Raw genomic sequence first — 18058 nt, forward strand, 5'->3', positions numbered from 1 at the left:
TCTGCATATTCATTTTGTTAGTCATGTCGCGCGAAATTGAAGAAGGGACACCGTTGAAGCTTGATTTCACCAAGATCGGGAAGGTTGCGGAATCTGTGCCGGGGGTCATTCCCGCCGTTGCACAGGATATTGAAACGGGTCTTGTCCTGATGGTTGGTTATGTGAATGAGCAGGCCTTGCGAACAGCGCTTGAAAAGAAAGTTGCTGTCTTCTGGAGCACCAGTCGCGACGAACTTTGGATCAAAGGGGCAACGAGTGGTGACACGCTTGAATTGATTGAGGCCCGGGTGAATTGCGAACAGAATTCAATCCTCTATCTGGTGCGTCCAAAAGGGGAGGGCGCTTGCCACACGCAGTCACCCGACGGAATTAGCCGCATCAGTTGTTACTACCGGGTCATCGATGAAGGAGAATTGAGACATGCCCCTTATCAGCCAATCTGGCAGGGACACGACAGCACCCAAGGTTGATTGGGCGGATCCCGGATATTTCGCCGGGTCCTCCGTTGTCGGCAATACCGTGCGCGTGCTGGTCCAACTGATCAGCCCGCCGCGTGGTCACCGGACTGTTCCCACCAAAACGGGGACAATGCTCATTGTTATCACGATCGGGGTGGGGACGGCTGCCTTCAATACCGGGCAGAACATTCTCTATCTGGGACTCTCGATGATGCTCAGCACTTTGTTGGTCAGTGGTCTTCTCAGTTGGATTAATTTCAAAGGCTGTCGTTGGCGTGTGGAAGCAGGCCGCCATTACCGGGTCGACGAAGAGAGCCCGGTTTATCTGGAAATCGAGAATACCAAGCGCTGGCTTCCATCCTACGACCTGATGTTTACCCTTTCGGCAGTTCTCAGTCAGGTTAAACAGGAGCTCTTTCTTAACAGCCGTTTGGATAGCCATGAGAAAACGCGTCTCCTGTGGGAGTTTGTCCCTCGTCAACGCGGCGAGGAAACGATCCGCCTTGAGGGACTGCTTTCACGGTACCCGTTTGGCTTCCTGAAAAAGACCATCCGGGACAGCTATGAGAGGAAGGTTACTGTCTGGCCGGCCCGTATTCCCTACCAGTTCTCGGCAAGCAAAGCTGGCCGGCGCTGGCTTTATGGCCACCACAGGCAAAAAGGGGAGGGCGTTGAACTGATCCATGTCCGTGGCTACAGGAGTGGCGATCCCTTGCGTCGAATCCACTGGAAGGCATCGGCCAAGCTGGGCTCCCTGCAGGTGCGCGAGACCGAACAGGAACATCATCAGGCCTTTGCCCTGTTTGTGGATCCCTCTCCCCATCTCTGGACGGATCCGGCACAGTTTGAGACCATGTGTTCCTTTGCGGCCAGCCTTGCTGAAGACCTCTTTCAGCACGATCAGCTTAGGAGCGTCCAGGTGGCGGGGTCCCGTCAGAAGATTGGCTCAATTGATGATTTGTACTTATTTCTGGATACGTTATCCACTCTTCAAAGGGAATCCCACAATCCGGGTGACGAACCCGCTGCGGCTCCCCCGGATGCCGTCACCTTTACACCCGGTCCGGATAAAACCGTAAACGCTAACATGGAGGGACAGCATGTCGGGCAGGCTTGACATATATGAGTTGTCCGGGATCCGCTGGATCATTGGCCAGACAATGGCCCTGGTAAGCCTTGTTGGTGCCTTCTCCATTGACCTTGGGGCCTCCGGGCTTTTGTCAGCCGCGATTGTCGCCATTCTCTTCGTATTGGCCTTTCCGCGACTTATCCCACTTCTTCCAGCCCTATTCTGGCGGATCGCCCCGGTGGGTCTTCTTGCGTTGATTGTGGCGGATTTTGTCATGAGCCGAGGCGATGTCCTGCCACCGCTTTTCCGGATGATCGTGATCCTCACGCTTTACCGGGCTATCCAGGCCCGCTCCCCGCGCGAGGATATGCAACTGCTTCTTTTGACGCTGTTCCTGATTCTGATCACAGGGGTGCTCAGTCTCGAAATTACCTTTGGCCTGCAGATGCTGATCTACGCCCCGTTGGCGATGGGGCTGCTCTTCACGGCAAACTTATCCCATTCCAGGAACATGGCCGGAATCCAAAAGGAGGCATTGCAGGTGTTCTATTGTGACGGATGGATTACCCTGTTCAGGCGCCTCTTGATTCGCGTGGATCGACGCACTCTTCTTGCGGGCACGGGATTGTTTTTTCTCACGACCTCGATGGCCCTGGCGCTATTTCTGTTCATGCCACGGTTTGATATTGGGGCGGCCTTACCCTTCCCACGGCTTCAAACAGCACAAAGCCTGACCGGTTTTTCGGATCATGTTAAATATGGGGATGTGGTCGATATCTTGAATGATGATGCCATCGCCATGCGTGTGGATGTGGAAATGGAGTCCATCCCGGCACGTCCCTATTGGAGGATGGTGACACTGGATGCCTATTATGACGGCGGCTTCATGGTCTCCCCCAAAGTTGCCCGGGAAAGGCGTACCCTTAATAATTATCGCTTTGATTTTGATAATTCTACAAGCGGGACAGACGAAAATGCGATCTGGACCCTTTACCTGGAAGGCGGCATCAGTGCCTATCTTCCGGCAGGAGACAGCTTTAATACGCTGCGATTCAAGAATCGGATCGAGCTTCAGGTGCACGACCTGACGCGGGTCCTGAAAACCAACGAGACCAATGCTACGACTCTTTCCCTGCGCTACGAGGGCTTGGATTTCGGGGGAACACTTCCCATCGATAAAAGCGATCTCGAGCTGACGGGATTGAAACCAATCCTGCTCGACACCTCGGATCCCACTTATCTGAAGGATATTTCCTATCCTGCCACAACACTGGTAGTCCCATCTGGAAGGGAGAATTTAAGCATTCTTAACGCTGCTTTAAGAAAGACAGGAAGATTGGGAAACCGGAGCGTGGAGGAATTTTCCAATCGAGTTGTGGCGTATCTCCAAAGTGGTCGCGGATACAGCCTCGATACGAAAATCCCGTCGGGGGATGCTGAAAGTGTCCTGCGCTGGGTGGATTCGGGCATTGATGGTCATTGCGAACTTTATGCAGGTGCATTTGTCCTGATTTCCCGCTACGCGGGAGTTCCGGCCCGCCTCGTGACTGGGTACGCCGGCGGGGATTGGAACGGTTATGAAAATTATTTCATGGTCAGGCACCGTAATGCGCATGCATGGGTGGAAGTCTTCGATTCAACAAAAGGTTGGATCCGCGTCGACCCGACGCCTGGATACCTTGTTGACCCGGGTTCTGTCGACAATGCCCTGGCTGTTGGCGGTTTGCGCCTTGACGACACCTGGAGGGCTTATCTGGACAGTCTGAAGGTGCTCTGGTTCAGAAGGGTCATTCAATTCGACAGCACGGATCAGTTGGAGATGGCCGACTCTGTCAAGGGGGTCGGGTTGGTGAGCTTTGACTGGTTGAAGGAAAAAGCAAAAGCCTTGCGCTCAAGTCTGAACAGGGATTGGCAGCAGGGGATACGGAGTGGAAAATGGTCAGCGCTGGTCCGGGACCTTTCCATGCCGACGGGGGTGGTCGTGATAATTCTTGTATTTGTATTTCTGATACGACAAATCCGGAAGCGCGATCACTACGAGACCTTCATGCGGAAAAAAGCAGGGAGATTGCTTGGATCGCTTTCCGGGATTCTTACACCCTCAACTCAAGGGTATCAAAGCCTTCTGGTCATTCGCTACGGCCCGGTTGATGCATGGCCGGATAACACGGAAAGCTATTTGAAACAGCTTGGCCGTCATCCCAAACGGTTTACCGGGGTGAGCAATCCTTGATGAAAGGGCGCCCTCCATTGCAGGTTCGGTATCCCGAGGAACTTCCGATTGCGATTCACCGGAAGGAGATCATCGAGCTGATTCAATCGAACCAGGTGGTTGTCATAGCCGGCGAGACCGGATCCGGCAAGACAACGCAGATTCCCAAGATGTGCCTTGATGCCGGCTTGGCTGAGAAGGGTAAAATTGCCTGTACACAGCCGCGTCGCGTTGCCGCCTTGTCCATCTCCCGACGAATTGCCGAGGAACTGGGTGTCGATTGGGGTGCCGAAGTCGGAGCAAAAATCCGTTTCACTGACAAGACCCGGCGGGACACGCTAATTAAAGTCATGACCGACGGGATGCTCCTGACGGAAATTCAGGGCGATTCCGATTTGCGCGAATACAGCGTGATCATTGTCGATGAGGCACACGAGCGCAGCCTGAACATTGATTTCCTGCTCGGTTACCTGAAGGAACTGTTGAAGCGTCGGCGGGACTTGAAGATCGTGATCACCTCGGCGACAATTGATACCAAGGCCTTCTCGGAGGCGTTTGACGGTGCACCGATCCTCGAAGTCAGCGGGCGCTTGTATCCCGTCGAGACAATCTATGCCCCAATCGATGAGTTGCTGGAAGAAGCGGGGGAGATGACTTATGTCGACGGGGTTGTCCGGGGAATTGAATTGATACTCGACTGGAACCGGCCCGGGGATGTCCTCGTCTTCCTTCCCGGGGAAAAGGACATTCGAGAAGTGCGGGACATGCTTGAGAAACGCGGCTTTAACCACCTTGAGATTTTGCCCTTGTTTGGTCGCCTGTCTGGTCAGGATCAGGACAGGATTTTCAAGAGTTCCCGTTTTCGCAAAGTCATTCTATCCACTAACATTGCCGAAACTTCCATCACCATTCCGGGAATCCGTTTTGTAGTGGACAGCGGTCTCGCCCGGGTGAGCCGTTACAGCACGCATACGCATACGCGTCGCCTTCCAATCGAGAAGGTTGCCCAGAGTTCGGCCAACCAGCGGAAGGGGCGGGCCGGCCGTCTCAGTGAAGGGGTTTGCCTGCGCCTGTACAGTGAACAGGATTTCCTGTCCCGTCCTGAATTTGGAACCCCGGAAATCCTGCGAAGTAACCTTGCCGATGTCATACTCCGGATGATCGCCTTTCGTATTGGAGATATCAGGACATTTCCGTTCATTGAACCGCCGGCGGAGCGGTCCATACGCTCGGGCTTCGAATTGCTCGTGCAGCTGGGCGCCCTGGACAAGGAACATCAGCTGACTCCGCTCGGTCGCAAGTTGGCTCATCTCCCCGCAGATCCAACTGTTGGGAGAATGCTCTTGGAGGCAAACAGGGAGGGCTGTGTCAGTGAGCTGCTTGTCATTGCGGCCGGGCTGAGTATCCAGGATCCACGGGAACGACCTATGGACCTTGCCAAGGATGCAGACGCCATGCACAGGAAGTTCCAGCATCCAGAATCTGATTTCCTGACTCTCTTGAATATCTGGAACAGTTACCACGAGGAGATGGATCGCCTGAGCCAGAACCAGCTGCGCAAATTCTGCAAATCGCATTTTCTGTCCTATTTGCGGATGCGCGAATGGCGGGACATACATCATCAACTGGAACGGACCTTGAAGGAGGTCCGATCATTCCGTGAAAACGCGGAGCCTGCCGAGTATGACCAGATTCACCGCGCTTTGTTGAGTGGCCTATTGTCCGGGATCGGGCAACTTGAGGAAGCCAATCATTACCGTGCCACAAGAAACCGGAAGGTCATGATTTTCCCGGGCTCAGGACTTTTCAAGAAGACTGCCCGCAAGTCTGCCAAAAAGAAGAAGCCTGATGCTGCGGAGGAAAAGAAGATTTCGTTCAAGTGGATTCTCTGCGCGGAGTTCATGGAAACAAACCGTCTCTATGCGCGGACGGTGGCCCGCATCGACCCCAATTGGATTCTACGAATTGGATCACATGTACTGACTCACAAATACACGGAACCATTCTACGAGGAAAAGAACGAACGCGTCCTCGTCCGTGAGCGAATCCTCTTGTATGGACTGGAGGTGGCAACGAAGAAGACCGCCTACCTGCAGGTGGATGCGCGGGCCGCGACGGAGATCTTCATCAGGGAAGCCCTTGTTGAAGGGCGTCTTTTGTCCAAGGTTCCCTTCCATGAAGCAAATCAGCGCCTGCTCGAATCTGTTCGGGATCAGCAAACGCGCCTGCGGAAAGGAACCGGTTGGGCCCTTGATGAGAAATTGTATGAGTTCTATGCCCGTCGATTGGAGCGGGTTGGATCGTATGGAGACCTGAGGGCCTTTTTACGCGATCAGCATGGCGGGAAAGATGACGCGTTGCGGATTACCGAGAATGATCTTCTTCAGGAAAGTGAACTGGAGAAGGAATTGAATGCGTTTCCGGATGTAGCGGACTTGAAGGGGCTTCGTCTTGATCTGGAATACGCCTACAAACCCGGTGAAGACGAGGACGGGGCAACTCTCAAGATCCCCGTGGAGGAATTTGAATCGGTCGAACCGGGCCTGATTGACTGGGCGGTTCCCGGATACATCTGCAAGCGGGTTGAATACCTTTTGCGCAGCCTTCCAAAAGAAATGCGGAAGCAGCTATTCCCGATGGCGGACGTGTCTCAGGAGCTGGCCCTGAAGGTTTCCGCGGAGAAGGGATCGCTCGTGGAGCAGTTGACGGAGTTGTTGTGGGAGTCCCGGAAAGTCCGTGTCCGCAAGGATGATTGGTCGGATGAGGCTGTGCCAGAATACCTGCGGCCGCGCGTTGAGGTGATTGACAGGAAGAAGAAAACTGTTGCTTCCGGACGCAACTGGCAGGAAGTGAGCCAGCAATACGAGCAGGCTGTCCGCAGCAGTTTTGAAAAAGGCGAGGGAAGGGAGCAGCTCCAGATATGGAAAGACGGTCAGGCAAAATTTGAAGCAGATCGCGTTCATCCTGATTCGTTCCCCGACTTGCCGCTGGAAATTGTTCTTGGGGACATTGCCGGGCTGCCGGTGAAAGCCTTTCCCGGGCTTGAATCCGGAAAGAACGGAGTGGCCCTGAAACTGTATCCGGATTTGGCTACAGCATCACGAGCAACTCGAAAGGGATTTCCGGAATTATGTGCTGAAGGACTTGGCCGCGACCTTGGCTGGCTGGAGCGTGATTTGCAAAAGGAGGTCAAACGTGTCGCCCTTGGCTTTTCTTTCCTGATGGATTCAAAAGCCCTCGCTGCCGATTCCTTGTCATTGATTACCCGGGACTTGCTGGCCTTTGCCGAGCCGCTTCCCCTGCAACGGGACAAGGTTGAAAGAGTCATTGCCCAGGCCCGTGGAAAGATGAAGGGTCTCGTCCCGCGATATGTCGATTTGCTCGAAACCATAATCGGGAAGCGCGATAAGGTTCTCCGGCTATTGCAGACGTCTTCACCGTGGGAAATTGAACTGAATGCGCTTGTTCATCCAAAGTTTCTCCGTGAACTCAATCTGGCTCGGCTACATCAGTACCCGCGCTATCTGGAAGCGCTTACGCTGAGGATTCAACGGGCCCGCCAGAATCCCGCCAAGGATGCGGAAAAAGCCAAGCCCCTGATCCGCTTTATCCAGCGTTATCAAACCTTGAAGGCTCCAGCGTTGGAGAAACGCCACCTGCGTTGGCTTCTTGAGGAATTCAAGGTACAGGTTTTCGCCCAGGAGCTTGGGACATCCGACAAGGTCTCAAGCAAGATTATCGAGAGCGCATTTCGGGCTCTCGAGGATCAGGCGGGGCGCAAGGCGTAGAGGGTAATTGACGCCGCGACCGACGCATTGAGGGAATTGATCTTCCCGCTCTGGGGAATGGCCAGCGTTGCCGTTGCATGGTTGAGGATGAACTGGCCGACGCCCTTATCTTCGCCGCCGATCACCACCAGCAGGGGATTGTGCGTATCCTTGGCAAACTCCTCCAGCTGAACGGAGCCTTTTGCATCCAAAGCAGCCACGCAGTAACCGGCATCAAGTGCCTTCTGGACGTAAGTGACCGAATTGCAGTCCCGGGCAATGTTCAGGAATTCAACTGAACCCGCCGAGACCTTGGCCACGGATGGATAAACCTCGGGAACACCTTTTGTGGGTAGAAGAATGTGATGGAACCCAAAGACTTCTGCTGACCGGAGGATGGCACCCACATTGTGGGGGTCTTCAACATTATCCAGGAGAAGGACGCGCTCCGCTGCCAGACATTCCGTGTGGGTCACGTACGGATAGCGATCCACTTTCATGACCACGTTCTGGTGTTCGGTGGAAGCACTCAACTGGTGTAGCCGGCCCTTGTCGGTCAGGTTGACGCGAATGTCCCGCTCATCCAGTAGCCGACGCAGTGTCTTCAGCCTCGCGCTATTGGCCGTTAGCTCATTGATGAAGGCCTCGTGTACTTTGCGCCGTCCGGCGCGCAGGCATTCAAAGGCCGGATTCAGGCCGTAGAGATATTCAGTCGAGGAGGATTTTTGCACAGCTTCTTTCAATTAGCGGTTCAATTCAACGGAACCATCACCCTTGATGACTTCCCCAACGATCACAGCCTTGTGTTTGTGCTTACCGGCCAGCTTGACAATGTTTGCCGCGACATCCGGCGAAACCGCCAGCACCATGCCGATGCCCATGTTGAAAACCTCGTAGGCTTCCTCAAAATCGACTTTCCCCCCGGAAACCATGGTCTGGAAAACCGGTAAGGGCTTCCATGATTTGGTATTGATAATGGCACTACAATTTTCCGGGAGAATCCGCGGGACATTTCCCGTGAAGCCTCCACCGGTGATGTGAGCCGCGCCGAAAATGGCGTTACCACGCCTTTTCGAGGCCTGTGATCCCTTGTTGTACTTCTTGAACGCCTCCAACAGGAAGCCACTGTAATTGACATGGGCCTGCATCAAGGCATTGCCCACTTTCGAGCGAAAACCGGGCAAGGTATCCTCCGGCTTCAGCTTCATGTCCTTGAAGAGGATTTTCCGGGCAAGGGAAAAGCCGTTTGTGTGCAGGCCGCTGGAGGCAAGGCCGACGAGCACGTCTCCCGGGCGGATTGCCTTGCCGGTGAGGATCCTCGGCTTGTCAACGACACCAACAATGGTCCCGACGAGGTCGCACTCACCGTTGTTGTAGACGCCCGGCAGCTCGGCGGTTTCTCCCCCCACGAGGGCAATGTTGGAAGCCTTGCAGGCCTTGGCCAATCCCTTCATCAGGGTGACATAATTCCTGTCAAGCTGGCCGGTGGCGTAGTAATCGAGAAAGTAAAGGGGTTCCGCGCCACACACGGCAATGTCGTTGGCGCAATGGTTGACGATGTCCGCGCCGAGGTTGCTGTAGTTGCCGACAATCCGGGCCGCGGTCACTTTCGTGCCAACGCTGTCCGTGCTGCTGACCAACACAGGGTGCTTGCAACGCGTCTTCGAAATATCAAAAAACCCACCAAAGCCCCCGATGGAACCCAAGGACTCCGGACGGCTTGCTTGCTTGAGCCATGGTTTGACGCTTCCCAGGAGTTTGTCAGCCAATGCGATGTCCACGCCGGCCTCGGCGTAGGCTTTCTTTTTGCTCTGTTTCTTAGACATCGTAACTGCGACCGGAGCGGTTTTCGTAGTATTGAATGAAGGCTTGATTGGCGATCTGGATGCCGCCGGCCGTCGGGTAATTGCCGGAGAAGTACCAGTCTCCCGTGTTTCCGGGTGTGGAAGCGTGCAGGTTCTCAATCGTCTGGTAGAGAATGACCAACCGTCCCTTCCACGGGATATCCTGTGGGTAAAGCAGTTCCGCGATCTTGGTGGAGATATCCTCAGGGGAAAAGGAAGCGTAGATTTCCTTCACCCGGTTTACCTGTTCCTCCTTCGGTTTCTTCAACTCCTCGAGACAGGCCTGGTAGACTTCTTCAATGCGCTTACCGGCCCCCCGGTCTTTCAAAAGGGCAATTGCGGCTTGGAAGGCGATGAATTTACCCAGCTCGCTCATGTCGATCCCGTAACAATCGGGATAACGGATCTGGGGAGCAGTGGAAGCGACAATGATTGCTTTGGGATTTGTCCGGGAAAGAATCTTGATAATGGACTGGCGCAGGGTTGTCCCGCGAACGATAGAATCATCCAGAACGACCAGGTTGTCCTTGGGCTCCACAACATCATAGGTGATATCGTAAACGTGTGAGACCATCTTGCTCCGGCCCTTTTCCTGCGAGATAAAGGTCCGCAATTTAATATCCTTATGAGCGATTTTTTCCGCCCTCGGCCAATTATTGAGGATTAAATCGTCAAGCATGGACTCGTCCAGGGAACCATCGGCGTGAGCCTCGAGGATTTTTTCCTTCACGGTTGTGCGGCGATACATGCGCAGGGCATGAAGCAGGCCATAACTTGCCGTTTCCGCCGTATTCGGGATATAGGAGAATACCGCGTCCTCAAGATTGTAATCAATCTCCTCCAGAATCTGTGGACAGAGGGCGCCGCCAAGGCGTTTCCGTTCAGTGTAGATATCAGGGTCATTTCCGCGGGAAAAATAGATCCGTTCGAAAGTGCATGAGCTCCGTGGTGCGGGATTAGCGAAGGAATCGACGCGTACCTCCCCATCATTCTTCATGGAAACAACGTGGCCCGGCGGGACTTCCTGGATGGCATCCTTTTCCTTGTCAAAGGCAGTCATGAGTGGCACGCGCTCAGAGGCGAATGCGATCACCTCGTCATCCTCAAAATAATGGACCGGGCGAATCCCGTGTGGATCCCGCATGACAAAGGCATCTCCGTTGCCAACCAGGCCAGCCAGCGCGTATCCGCCATCCCAGACGCTGGCGCTTTTGCGGAGAATCCGAACAAGGTCCAGCTCATCGGAAATGACCTCCGGGATCTTTGAACCCGGCAAATTCGAGTTATCCCGCATCTTGTGGTAGATGGCATCGTGGGCCTCATCGAGATGGAACCCGATTTCCTCGAGGATGGTTTGCGTATCCGTGTCGAAAATCGGATGCTGGCCGCGATTGATGAGAATCCGGTTGAGCTCGGCCGTATTGGTCATGTTGAAGTTCCCGCAGACCATCAGGTTACGGGTGGGCCAATTGCTGCGCCGGAAATACGGGTGACAGGAGCTCTCCGTGAAATTCCCGGAAGTCCCGTACCGCAAGTGCCCGACCAGCACTTCGCCGCCGAAGTCAAAATGCGCCTTCACCGAATCGGTATATTCCGGGAGAATAATTCCTTTCCGGACCAGTTTGTCATACTTTTTGAGCGGTTTTTTAAAGAGCCTCCCGAGTGAGTTTTCCTTCAGGACCCGTTCACGGTGCATGTAGCTTTGCCCGTGGGGCATGTTGAGCTTCACGCAGCCGATTCCTGCCCCGTCCTGGCCACGGTTATGTTGTTTCTCCATGAGGAGGAACAGCTTGCTGAATCCGTACAGGGGTGATCCGTACTTTTCCTGGTAATAGCCTAGAGGCTTTTTAAGCCGTATCAGGGCGATTCCACATTCGTGTTTTATCAGTTCACTCATCGGGTGCCGGAAAATCGACTGCACGGTGTAGGACTCATTCTCATAGGGCAAATCTTTTGTCGGCTTTTAGTCGGGATTGAGGGTTGCAGTTCACCGAATGCTGGGTCATCTCAAATTGCATGATCAGGCGAGTTTACGTGGAAAAGCGGGAGGAATTCCGTCAAGAAGCCAGGGCCCTGCGCGACGACATCTGTCGCGACCTGAGAATAGAGGGGCTCGGCGCGGTCAGGCATCTCCTTCGCTACGATGTCGAGGGGATTTCTGAAGAGGTGTGGGAGACCAGCAAGCAATCGCTCTTCTCAGAGCCGGCAATCGAGGTCATTTTCGAAAAGGCTCCCTGGGAACCCGATTCGACGGTCTTCGCCGTGGAATACCTGCCGGGCCAATTTGACCAGCGCGCTGATTCCGCCCAGCAATGCCTGAAAATTCTGGCAGATTGCGATCCGGTGGTGCGCTGCGCCGAGGTATATATTCTCGAAGGCCAGCTCCCGGATGAGGAGGTTGCCCGCATCAAGGCCTACCGGATCAATCCGGTCGATTCCCGGGAGGCGGCGCTTGAGCGTCCGGAAACCTTGCGTCATCCTGTTCCTGAGCCGGAATCGGTGGCGACATTGGAGGGCTTCCGTTCGGGTGACAGCTTTTTCCTCAATGCCCTGCACAAGGAGCTCGGGCTGGCCATGTCACTGGAGGATCTGGCCTTCTGCCAGCAGTGGTTCAAGGAAGAGGCGGGGCGCGATCCCAGCCTGACCGAAATCAAGCTCCTCGACACCTACTGGTCGGATCATTGCCGCCACACAACTTTTCTCACGGAGATTACCTCAGTGGAAATCGAGTCCGGTCCCCTGAGCGGAGGCATTGAGTCGGCATGGGCAAGTTACAAGGCCGCCCGCGAGGACGTGTATGGGAAGGATCCTTCAGGTCGACCTGTCTGCCTGATGGATATCGCCCTGATGGGGATGAAATCACTCCGTAAGGCAGGAAAGCTGCCGGAGCTGGAAGTCTCGGAAGAAGTCAACGCAGCCAGTATTGTTGTTCCTGTTGAGCGCGATGGCGCGACGGAGGAATGGCTGGTCATGTTCAAGAACGAGACACACAACCACCCGACTGAGATCGAGCCTTTCGGTGGTGCGGCGACCTGCCTTGGCGGGGCCATCCGCGATCCCCTGTCGGGCCGGAGTTATGTTTACCAGGCAATGCGGGTGACCGGCTGTGCCGATCCACGTCAGGAAGTCTCTCAGACCCTGCCCGGGAAACTGCCGCAAAAGAAAATTACTTTGGAAGCGGCGCATGGCTATAGCAGCTACGGTAACCAGATCGGTCTGGCAACCGGGATGGTGAATGAAGTGTATCATCCGGGTTACGTGGCCAAGCGAATGGAAATCGGGGCGGTCATCGCAGCCGCCCCGCGCTCGCAGGTGGTCCGCGGGACCCCTGAGCCGGGAGATGTCATTGTCCTGGTGGGGGGCAGCACGGGCCGGGACGGCATTGGCGGGGCAACGGGATCCTCAAAGGAGCACACCGATACCGCCCTTGAGAATGCGGCGGAAGTCCAGAAGGGCGATCCGCCCATGGAGCGCAAGTTGCAGCGGCTCTTTCGTGATCCGGAGGTCAGCGGTATGATCAAGCGCTGCAATGACTTTGGCGCGGGAGGCGTTTCCGTCGCCATTGGCGAGCTGGCCGATGGGCTTGAAATTGATCTGGATGCTGTCCCGTTGAAATACGACGGGCTCGATGGAACAGAAATCGCCCTTTCCGAATCACAGGAGCGCATGGCCGTGGTGCTCGATCCGAAGGATCTTCAAGCATTTCTGGATCATTCCGCTGCTGAAAACCTGCAAGCGGTCAAGGTGGCTGATGTGACGGAAGAAGCCAGACTGAAGATGACCTGGCGGGGGCAGACTATCGTCGACATCTCGCGTAAGTTCCTAGATACCAACGGAGTGCGTCAGCAGGCGGCGGTTAAGGTCACCCATCCAACGGGCCAAAATCCCTTGCTCCTTGAGGAAGAAACGATCCCGCTGAAGACGCAGTGGGAGGAAAGGCTTTCCGAACTGAATGTCTGTTCGCAAAAGGGCCTCGTCGAGCGCTTTGACAGCACAATCGGGGCGGGCTCGGTCCTTCACCCGTTTGGCGGGGCTGAACGCATCACTCCGACTGAGGCCATGGCGGCCAAAATTCCTCTCCTTGAAGGTGACACACGGATGGGCACTCTTATGAGTTTCGGCTTCCATCCGGAAGTTGCTGCCTGGAGTCCCTTCCACGGGGCGCTTTATGCGGTTATCGAGTCGGTTTCGCGCCTGGTTGCAACAGGAGGTCGTCTTGAGGACACCTACCTGACCTTTCAGGAATACTTCGAAAAGCTTCGCAATGATCCAGCGCGCTGGGGCAAGCCGTTTGCCGCACTGCTTGGGGCATGGCTCGTCCAGAAGGAGCTGGGGATTGCCGCCATCGGCGGAAAGGATTCCATGTCCGGTTCATTCAAGGACATGGACGTGCCGCCAACGCTGGTCTCCTTTGCTGTCTGCCCGGTTGAAGTCTCCCGGGTCATATCGCCGGAGTTCAAGGGTGCGGACCATCCTGTTGCCCGGGTGAGTATCCCGAACGACGGTTCCGGGATGCCCGATTGGGATGTACTGAAACGTAACTACGAATCAATAACGAATGCCATTGCCCGCGGGGATGTCCTCTCGGCTTCGGTTGTCCGTGAAGGCGGCATGGCCGCGGCGGTGAGCAAGATGTCATTCGGCAACAAGATCGGGATGAATTTTGAAGGGGAAGTGAGCCGCTCCGAGCTCTTCGGGCGCGACTTTGGAGCAATCCTGCTTGAGCTGAAGCCTGGCGTGGAAGCCTCCTCCCTGAACGGGGAATATGTCGGAAGGACTTGTAGTGAACCTTTCATTACAGTGAATGGCGAATCACTTTCGCTTGATCGACTCCGCAAGGTCTGGGAAGCGCCCCTCGAGAGCGTTTTCCCGACACATGTGGAGGTGGAGAAGAAATCCGTCAATCTGCAGATGTTTGAGCCGCACAGTATCCGTGGCTCCAAATCCAGGGCCGCCCGGCCACGCGTCCTGATCCCGGTTTTCCCAGGGACAAACTGTGAATATGATTCTGCGCGGGCCTTCGAGGCCGCCGGGGCCGAGGCGGAAATCCTTGTTATCCGCAACCGGACGCATTCTGAGATCGAGGAAAGCCTGCAAGCCCTCGAAAAGAAGATCGACCAGGCCCAGATTCTCATGCTTTCCGGAGGGTTCAGTGCGGGCGACGAGCCCGGCGGGTCGGGCAAGTTCATTGCCTCGGTTTTCCGCAATGAGCGCGTCGCGGAGGCGACACGCCGCCTTTACAAGGAGCGGGACGGGCTGATTCTCGGAATTTGCAATGGATTTCAGGCGCTGGTGAAACTCGGGCTTTTGCCGTACGGCAAAATCCAACCCATGGCGGCGGACCATCCGAGCCTCACGGTGAACCATCTCGGGCGCCACGTTTCCTGCTACGTTCGCACAAAGGTCGTTTCGCGGCTATCGCCTTGGCTCTCGGAATGTCCGCTTGGTCAGGAGACCTTGACACCGGTTTCGCACGGCGAGGGGCGCTTTGTCGGCTCCTCGGAAGTCCTGGCCTCACTCTTCCGCAATGACCAGGTGGCGACACAGTATGTCGATGCAAATGGCAAACCGACCCTGCAGCTACCGGATAATCCAAACGGCTCCATGGAAGCCATTGAAGGCATCACCAGTCCCTGCGGCCGGATTTTTGGCAAGATGGGACACAGCGAGCGGGTGGGCTCTTACGTCGGGATCAACATTCCGGGAAACAAGGTGCAACCGATATTTGCCTCCGGGGTGAAGTACTTCAGCGGCTGATCGTGCCTAAAGCTGCACCGCGATCCGGCCCGCTTCCGAGGCATTGTTGATCAGCAGGGCGAGATTCGCATCGCGGGATTTTCCCTCGGTCAGCTCCGAGATGCGGGCCAGCATAAAGGGCGTGATGTCCTTCCCGCGGATGCCCTTGGCCTCGGCTTCAGCAAGCGCTAGTTCGATGGCTTCCTCACATTGTTCACGCGGCAATTCCGCAGCAGCGGGGACAGGCACCGTGACGAGCATTCCCCCTCCTGTTTCAAATTCCAGCGACGCCTTGATGATGCGAGCAGCCTCTTGCGCGTCGGCGACACAATGATCGACGCCCAATCCACTGTCGGAATAATAAAAAGCCGGAAAGGCCTCCGTCCCCAATCCGATGACAGGGACACCCTTGGTCTCAAGGTATTCAATGGTCAGGGGAAGATCCAGAATGGCCTTTGCCCCGGAGCAGACCACGGCAACCGGTGTCCGCCCCAGCTCCTCGAGGTCAGCCGACACATCGTAAGGATGACCCCGATGGACGCCGCCGATCCCACCGGTTGCGAATACGCGGATCCCTGCCCGGTATGCGACGAGCATGGTGCCCGCAACGGTCGTCCCGGCATGCTCCTTGGCCGCTATGGCAATCGCAAAATCCCGCCGGCTGCACTTGCGCACGGTCCCGGGAGCTTGTTTTGCCAGGAGCTCAATTTCCTCCCCGGTTAACCCGACCGTGACCCGGCCGTCCACGATCCCGATGGTTGCTGGCAGGGCCCCGGATTCACGCACTGCGGATTCCATGGCCATGGCTGTTTCAAGGTTGTCAGGATAGGGCAGCCCGTGAGTGATGACAGTCGACTCTAGAGCAACGACGGCCCGACCTTCACGGAGGGCTTCCTTGATGTCTGGCCGGATATGTAAGGATGAGGTCATAGGCATTGGCCACGACCACAGCAGATTCAGCAAGGACACTCAAGTTCAGGTTGCCCGAGCTTACCCGTGGGAACCCTGCCCGGCAGATAGCCATGGTGAAAAAGACGGCAGCCAATATTTGCCTCCAGAGTGAAGTATTTCGCCGAATAATCGTGCAATGCAGGGGAAAACCCGATTCTGTGTCCGGTTTTTCCAATGAACCCGAAGAACATCCGTAATATCGCGATTATCGCGCACGTCGACCACGGCAAGACCACCCTTGTCGATGAAATGCTCAAGGCTGGTGGGCTTTTCCGTGAGAATCAGGTGGTCGCCGACCGCATGATGGACTCCATGGACCTCGAACGGGAGAAGGGGATCACCATCAAGGCGAAGAACACCTCCGTCCACTGGAAGGACGATTTGATCAACATCGTTGACACCCCCGGACACGCCGATTTTGGCGCTGAAGTGGAGCGTGTAATGAAAATGGTCGATGGCGTGTTGCTGCTGGTGGACGCACACGACGGCCCGCAGGCGCAAACCCGCTTTGTCCTGATGAAGGCCCTCAAGCACAACCTGAAACCGATCGTCGTGATCAACAAGGTGGACCGTGAGCATGCCAACCCGGTTGCGGTGCATGATAAGGTCCTCGAGCTGTTTCTTGACCTTGAGGCAACGGATGAGCAATTCAATGCCCCGTTTGTTTATGCCAGCGCAAAGAATGGCTGGGCAGATTTTGATCTGGATGGTCCGCGCAAGGACATGTCCGCGCTCTTCGAGACCATCATGAAGCACATTGATCCACCCGTGGTAGAGGAGGGTGACTTCCGGATGCTCGTCAGCAACATCGACTGGAATGACTATGTGGGTCGTGTTGCGATCGGGCGTATCCTGAGTGGGGAAGTCAAGGATGGTGACCGGATGCAGATCATTCACAAGGACGGCAAACGCGAGACGGCCAAGATTACCAAGCTCTTTGAATATTCCGGAATGCAGACCTCAGATTCCCATCTGGGCGTTGCCGGTAACATCATCGGCGTCGCCGGGTTTGAGGAATTGGATATCGGGGAGACGATTGTTGCCAAATCCGAACAGGAACCCCTGACCTTCATGGAGATCGACCCGCCGACAATCCAGATGGAATTTGCCGTCAACGACGGTCCCTTCGCTGGTAAGGATGGCAAGAAGGTCACTTCCCGGCAGATCCGCGAGCGCCTTGTCCGCGAGATGAAATCCAACATTTCCATCCAGATGGATGAGGCCGCTGATGGTGCCCGGTTCATGGTTTCCGCACGCGGAGCGATGCAGATTGCAGTTCTTGTCGAGACCATGCGCCGCGAGGGATTCGAGGTACTCGTTTCCCGTCCGCAGGTGATCACTCAGGAAGTGGATGGCAAGCGTTGCGAACCCTTTGAGAATGTCTGGATTGACGTGCCGGAAGACGCCGTCGGTGGCATCATGAAGAACCTTGCCGGGCGCAAGGGGAAGATGACTGGCATGCACGCCCACATGGGACGGACGACCATTGAAGCCAATATCCCTACCCGAGGCCTCATCGGCTTTGAGTCCGACCTCGTCAACATGACCAGCGGTCATGGGGTGATGAGCCATATTTTTGATGCCTACAAGCCCTGGGCGGGCGAGATTGTCAGTCGCCAGACCGGTACGCTTGTTTCCATGGAGCAGGGTGCCGCAACCGGTTATACGCTGATGGCCCTTGAGGAACGCGGTAAGCTCTTCGTGGCACCGGGTGACGAAGTCTATGTCGGTATGATTGTCGGCGAATCCCCGAAACGGATCGACCTCCCGGTCAACCCGACCAAGGGCAAGCAGCTGACGAATGTCCGCGCCTCAGGTAGCGACAAGAACATCCAGCTGGCTCCGCCGATCAAGCATTCCCTCGAGCGGGCGCTTGAATACATTGAATCCGACGAGTATGTCGAGGCGACCCCGAAGGTCCTCCGCATGCGCAAGCGGATCCTTGATCCAAACTTGCGCAAGCGGGCGGAAAAGGCCGGGAAGGCTTAAAGACTGCCTGAATTTGACTGGTTTTCCTTGTT

At 55.6% G+C, this 18058-nt stretch carries 10 protein-coding genes; 6 read left to right on the forward strand and 4 right to left on the reverse strand.

What is annotated here, in order from left to right; genetic code table 11:
- The first annotated feature begins 23 nt into the window (after positions 1-23).
- Genes G0Q06_RS01900 through hrpA form a run of 4 tightly spaced genes read left to right on the forward strand, consistent with a single transcriptional unit; the run spans position 24 to position 7527 of the window.
- Complete coding sequence (locus G0Q06_RS01900; protein WP_163961918.1) at positions 24-470, forward strand: phosphoribosyl-AMP cyclohydrolase; 447 nt, start codon at positions 24-26, stop codon at positions 468-470.
- Positions 421-1575, forward strand: coding sequence for a DUF58 domain-containing protein (locus G0Q06_RS01905; protein ID WP_163961920.1), 1155 nt, complete (start codon positions 421-423; stop codon positions 1573-1575). The genes G0Q06_RS01900 and G0Q06_RS01905 overlap by 50 nt, the downstream gene beginning before the upstream one ends.
- A complete protein-coding gene (locus tag G0Q06_RS01910) occupies positions 1559-3760 on the forward strand; it encodes a transglutaminase TgpA family protein (RefSeq protein WP_163961921.1) in 2202 nt (733 codons plus the stop codon). The genes G0Q06_RS01905 and G0Q06_RS01910 overlap by 17 nt, the downstream gene beginning before the upstream one ends.
- Positions 3760-7527, forward strand: a complete 3768-nt coding sequence (hrpA, locus tag G0Q06_RS01915; RefSeq protein ID WP_163961923.1) for an ATP-dependent RNA helicase HrpA — start codon at positions 3760-3762, stop codon at positions 7525-7527. Before G0Q06_RS01910 ends, hrpA begins: the two co-directional genes overlap by 1 nt.
- Here the strand turns inward: hrpA and G0Q06_RS01920 are convergent.
- The 3 genes from G0Q06_RS01920 to G0Q06_RS01930 are packed head-to-tail and all read right to left on the reverse strand — an operon-like array spanning position 7506 to position 11247.
- Positions 7506-8237, reverse strand: a complete 732-nt coding sequence (locus tag G0Q06_RS01920) for a TrmH family RNA methyltransferase (RefSeq protein ID WP_163961925.1) — start codon at positions 8235-8237, stop codon at positions 7506-7508. The genes hrpA and G0Q06_RS01920 overlap by 22 nt on opposite strands.
- A 12-nt stretch (positions 8238-8249) precedes the next feature.
- Positions 8250-9332, reverse strand: a complete 1083-nt coding sequence (gene purM / locus G0Q06_RS01925; protein ID WP_163961927.1) for a phosphoribosylformylglycinamidine cyclo-ligase — start codon at positions 9330-9332, stop codon at positions 8250-8252.
- Positions 9325-11247 (reverse strand): amidophosphoribosyltransferase, encoded by a 1923-nt coding sequence (locus G0Q06_RS01930; protein ID WP_163961929.1) that lies wholly within the window; start codon positions 11245-11247, stop codon positions 9325-9327. The genes purM and G0Q06_RS01930 overlap by 8 nt, the downstream gene beginning before the upstream one ends.
- 119 nt (positions 11248-11366) lie before the next feature.
- On the opposite strand from G0Q06_RS01930, the gene G0Q06_RS01935 reads away from it, so the two are divergent.
- A complete protein-coding gene (locus tag G0Q06_RS01935) occupies positions 11367-15107 on the forward strand; it encodes a phosphoribosylformylglycinamidine synthase (protein WP_163961931.1) in 3741 nt (1246 codons plus the stop codon).
- Between the two features lie 6 nt (positions 15108-15113).
- Here the strand turns inward: G0Q06_RS01935 and G0Q06_RS01940 are convergent, their stop codons facing one another.
- Positions 15114-16016, reverse strand: a complete 903-nt coding sequence (locus G0Q06_RS01940) for a pseudouridine-5'-phosphate glycosidase (RefSeq protein ID WP_163961933.1) — start codon at positions 16014-16016, stop codon at positions 15114-15116.
- Positions 16017-16211: 195 nt separating this feature from the next.
- Between G0Q06_RS01940 and typA the strand changes: the two genes are divergently transcribed.
- Positions 16212-18026 carry a translational GTPase TypA gene (typA, locus tag G0Q06_RS01945; RefSeq protein WP_163961935.1) on the forward strand — a complete coding sequence of 605 codons (1815 nt, stop codon included), beginning with the start codon at positions 16212-16214 and terminating at the stop codon, positions 18024-18026.
- The last annotated feature ends 32 nt before the right edge of the window (positions 18027-18058 follow it).

It is taken from the genome of Oceanipulchritudo coccoides, assembly GCF_010500615.1.
GTDB lineage: Bacteria > Verrucomicrobiota > Verrucomicrobiia > Opitutales > Oceanipulchritudinaceae > Oceanipulchritudo > Oceanipulchritudo coccoides.

Coding starts and splice junctions, on each gene's coding strand:
- G0Q06_RS01940 (WP_163961933.1), bottom strand. CDS start 16,016: ATGACCTCATCCTTACATATCCGGCCAGACATCAAGGAAGCCCTCCGT.
- G0Q06_RS01910 (WP_163961921.1), top strand. CDS start 1,559: ATGTCGGGCAGGCTTGACATATATGAGTTGTCCGGGATCCGCTGGATC.
- G0Q06_RS01905 (WP_163961920.1), top strand. CDS start 421: ATGCCCCTTATCAGCCAATCTGGCAGGGACACGACAGCACCCAAGGTT.
- purM (WP_163961927.1), bottom strand. CDS start 9,332: ATGTCTAAGAAACAGAGCAAAAAGAAAGCCTACGCCGAGGCCGGCGTG.
- G0Q06_RS01930 (WP_163961929.1), bottom strand. CDS start 11,247: ATGAGTGAACTGATAAAACACGAATGTGGAATCGCCCTGATACGGCTT.
- hrpA (WP_163961923.1), top strand. CDS start 3,760: ATGAAAGGGCGCCCTCCATTGCAGGTTCGGTATCCCGAGGAACTTCCG.
- typA (WP_163961935.1), top strand. CDS start 16,212: ATGAACCCGAAGAACATCCGTAATATCGCGATTATCGCGCACGTCGAC.
- G0Q06_RS01900 (WP_163961918.1), top strand. CDS start 24: ATGTCGCGCGAAATTGAAGAAGGGACACCGTTGAAGCTTGATTTCACC.
- G0Q06_RS01935 (WP_163961931.1), top strand. CDS start 11,367: ATGATCAGGCGAGTTTACGTGGAAAAGCGGGAGGAATTCCGTCAAGAA.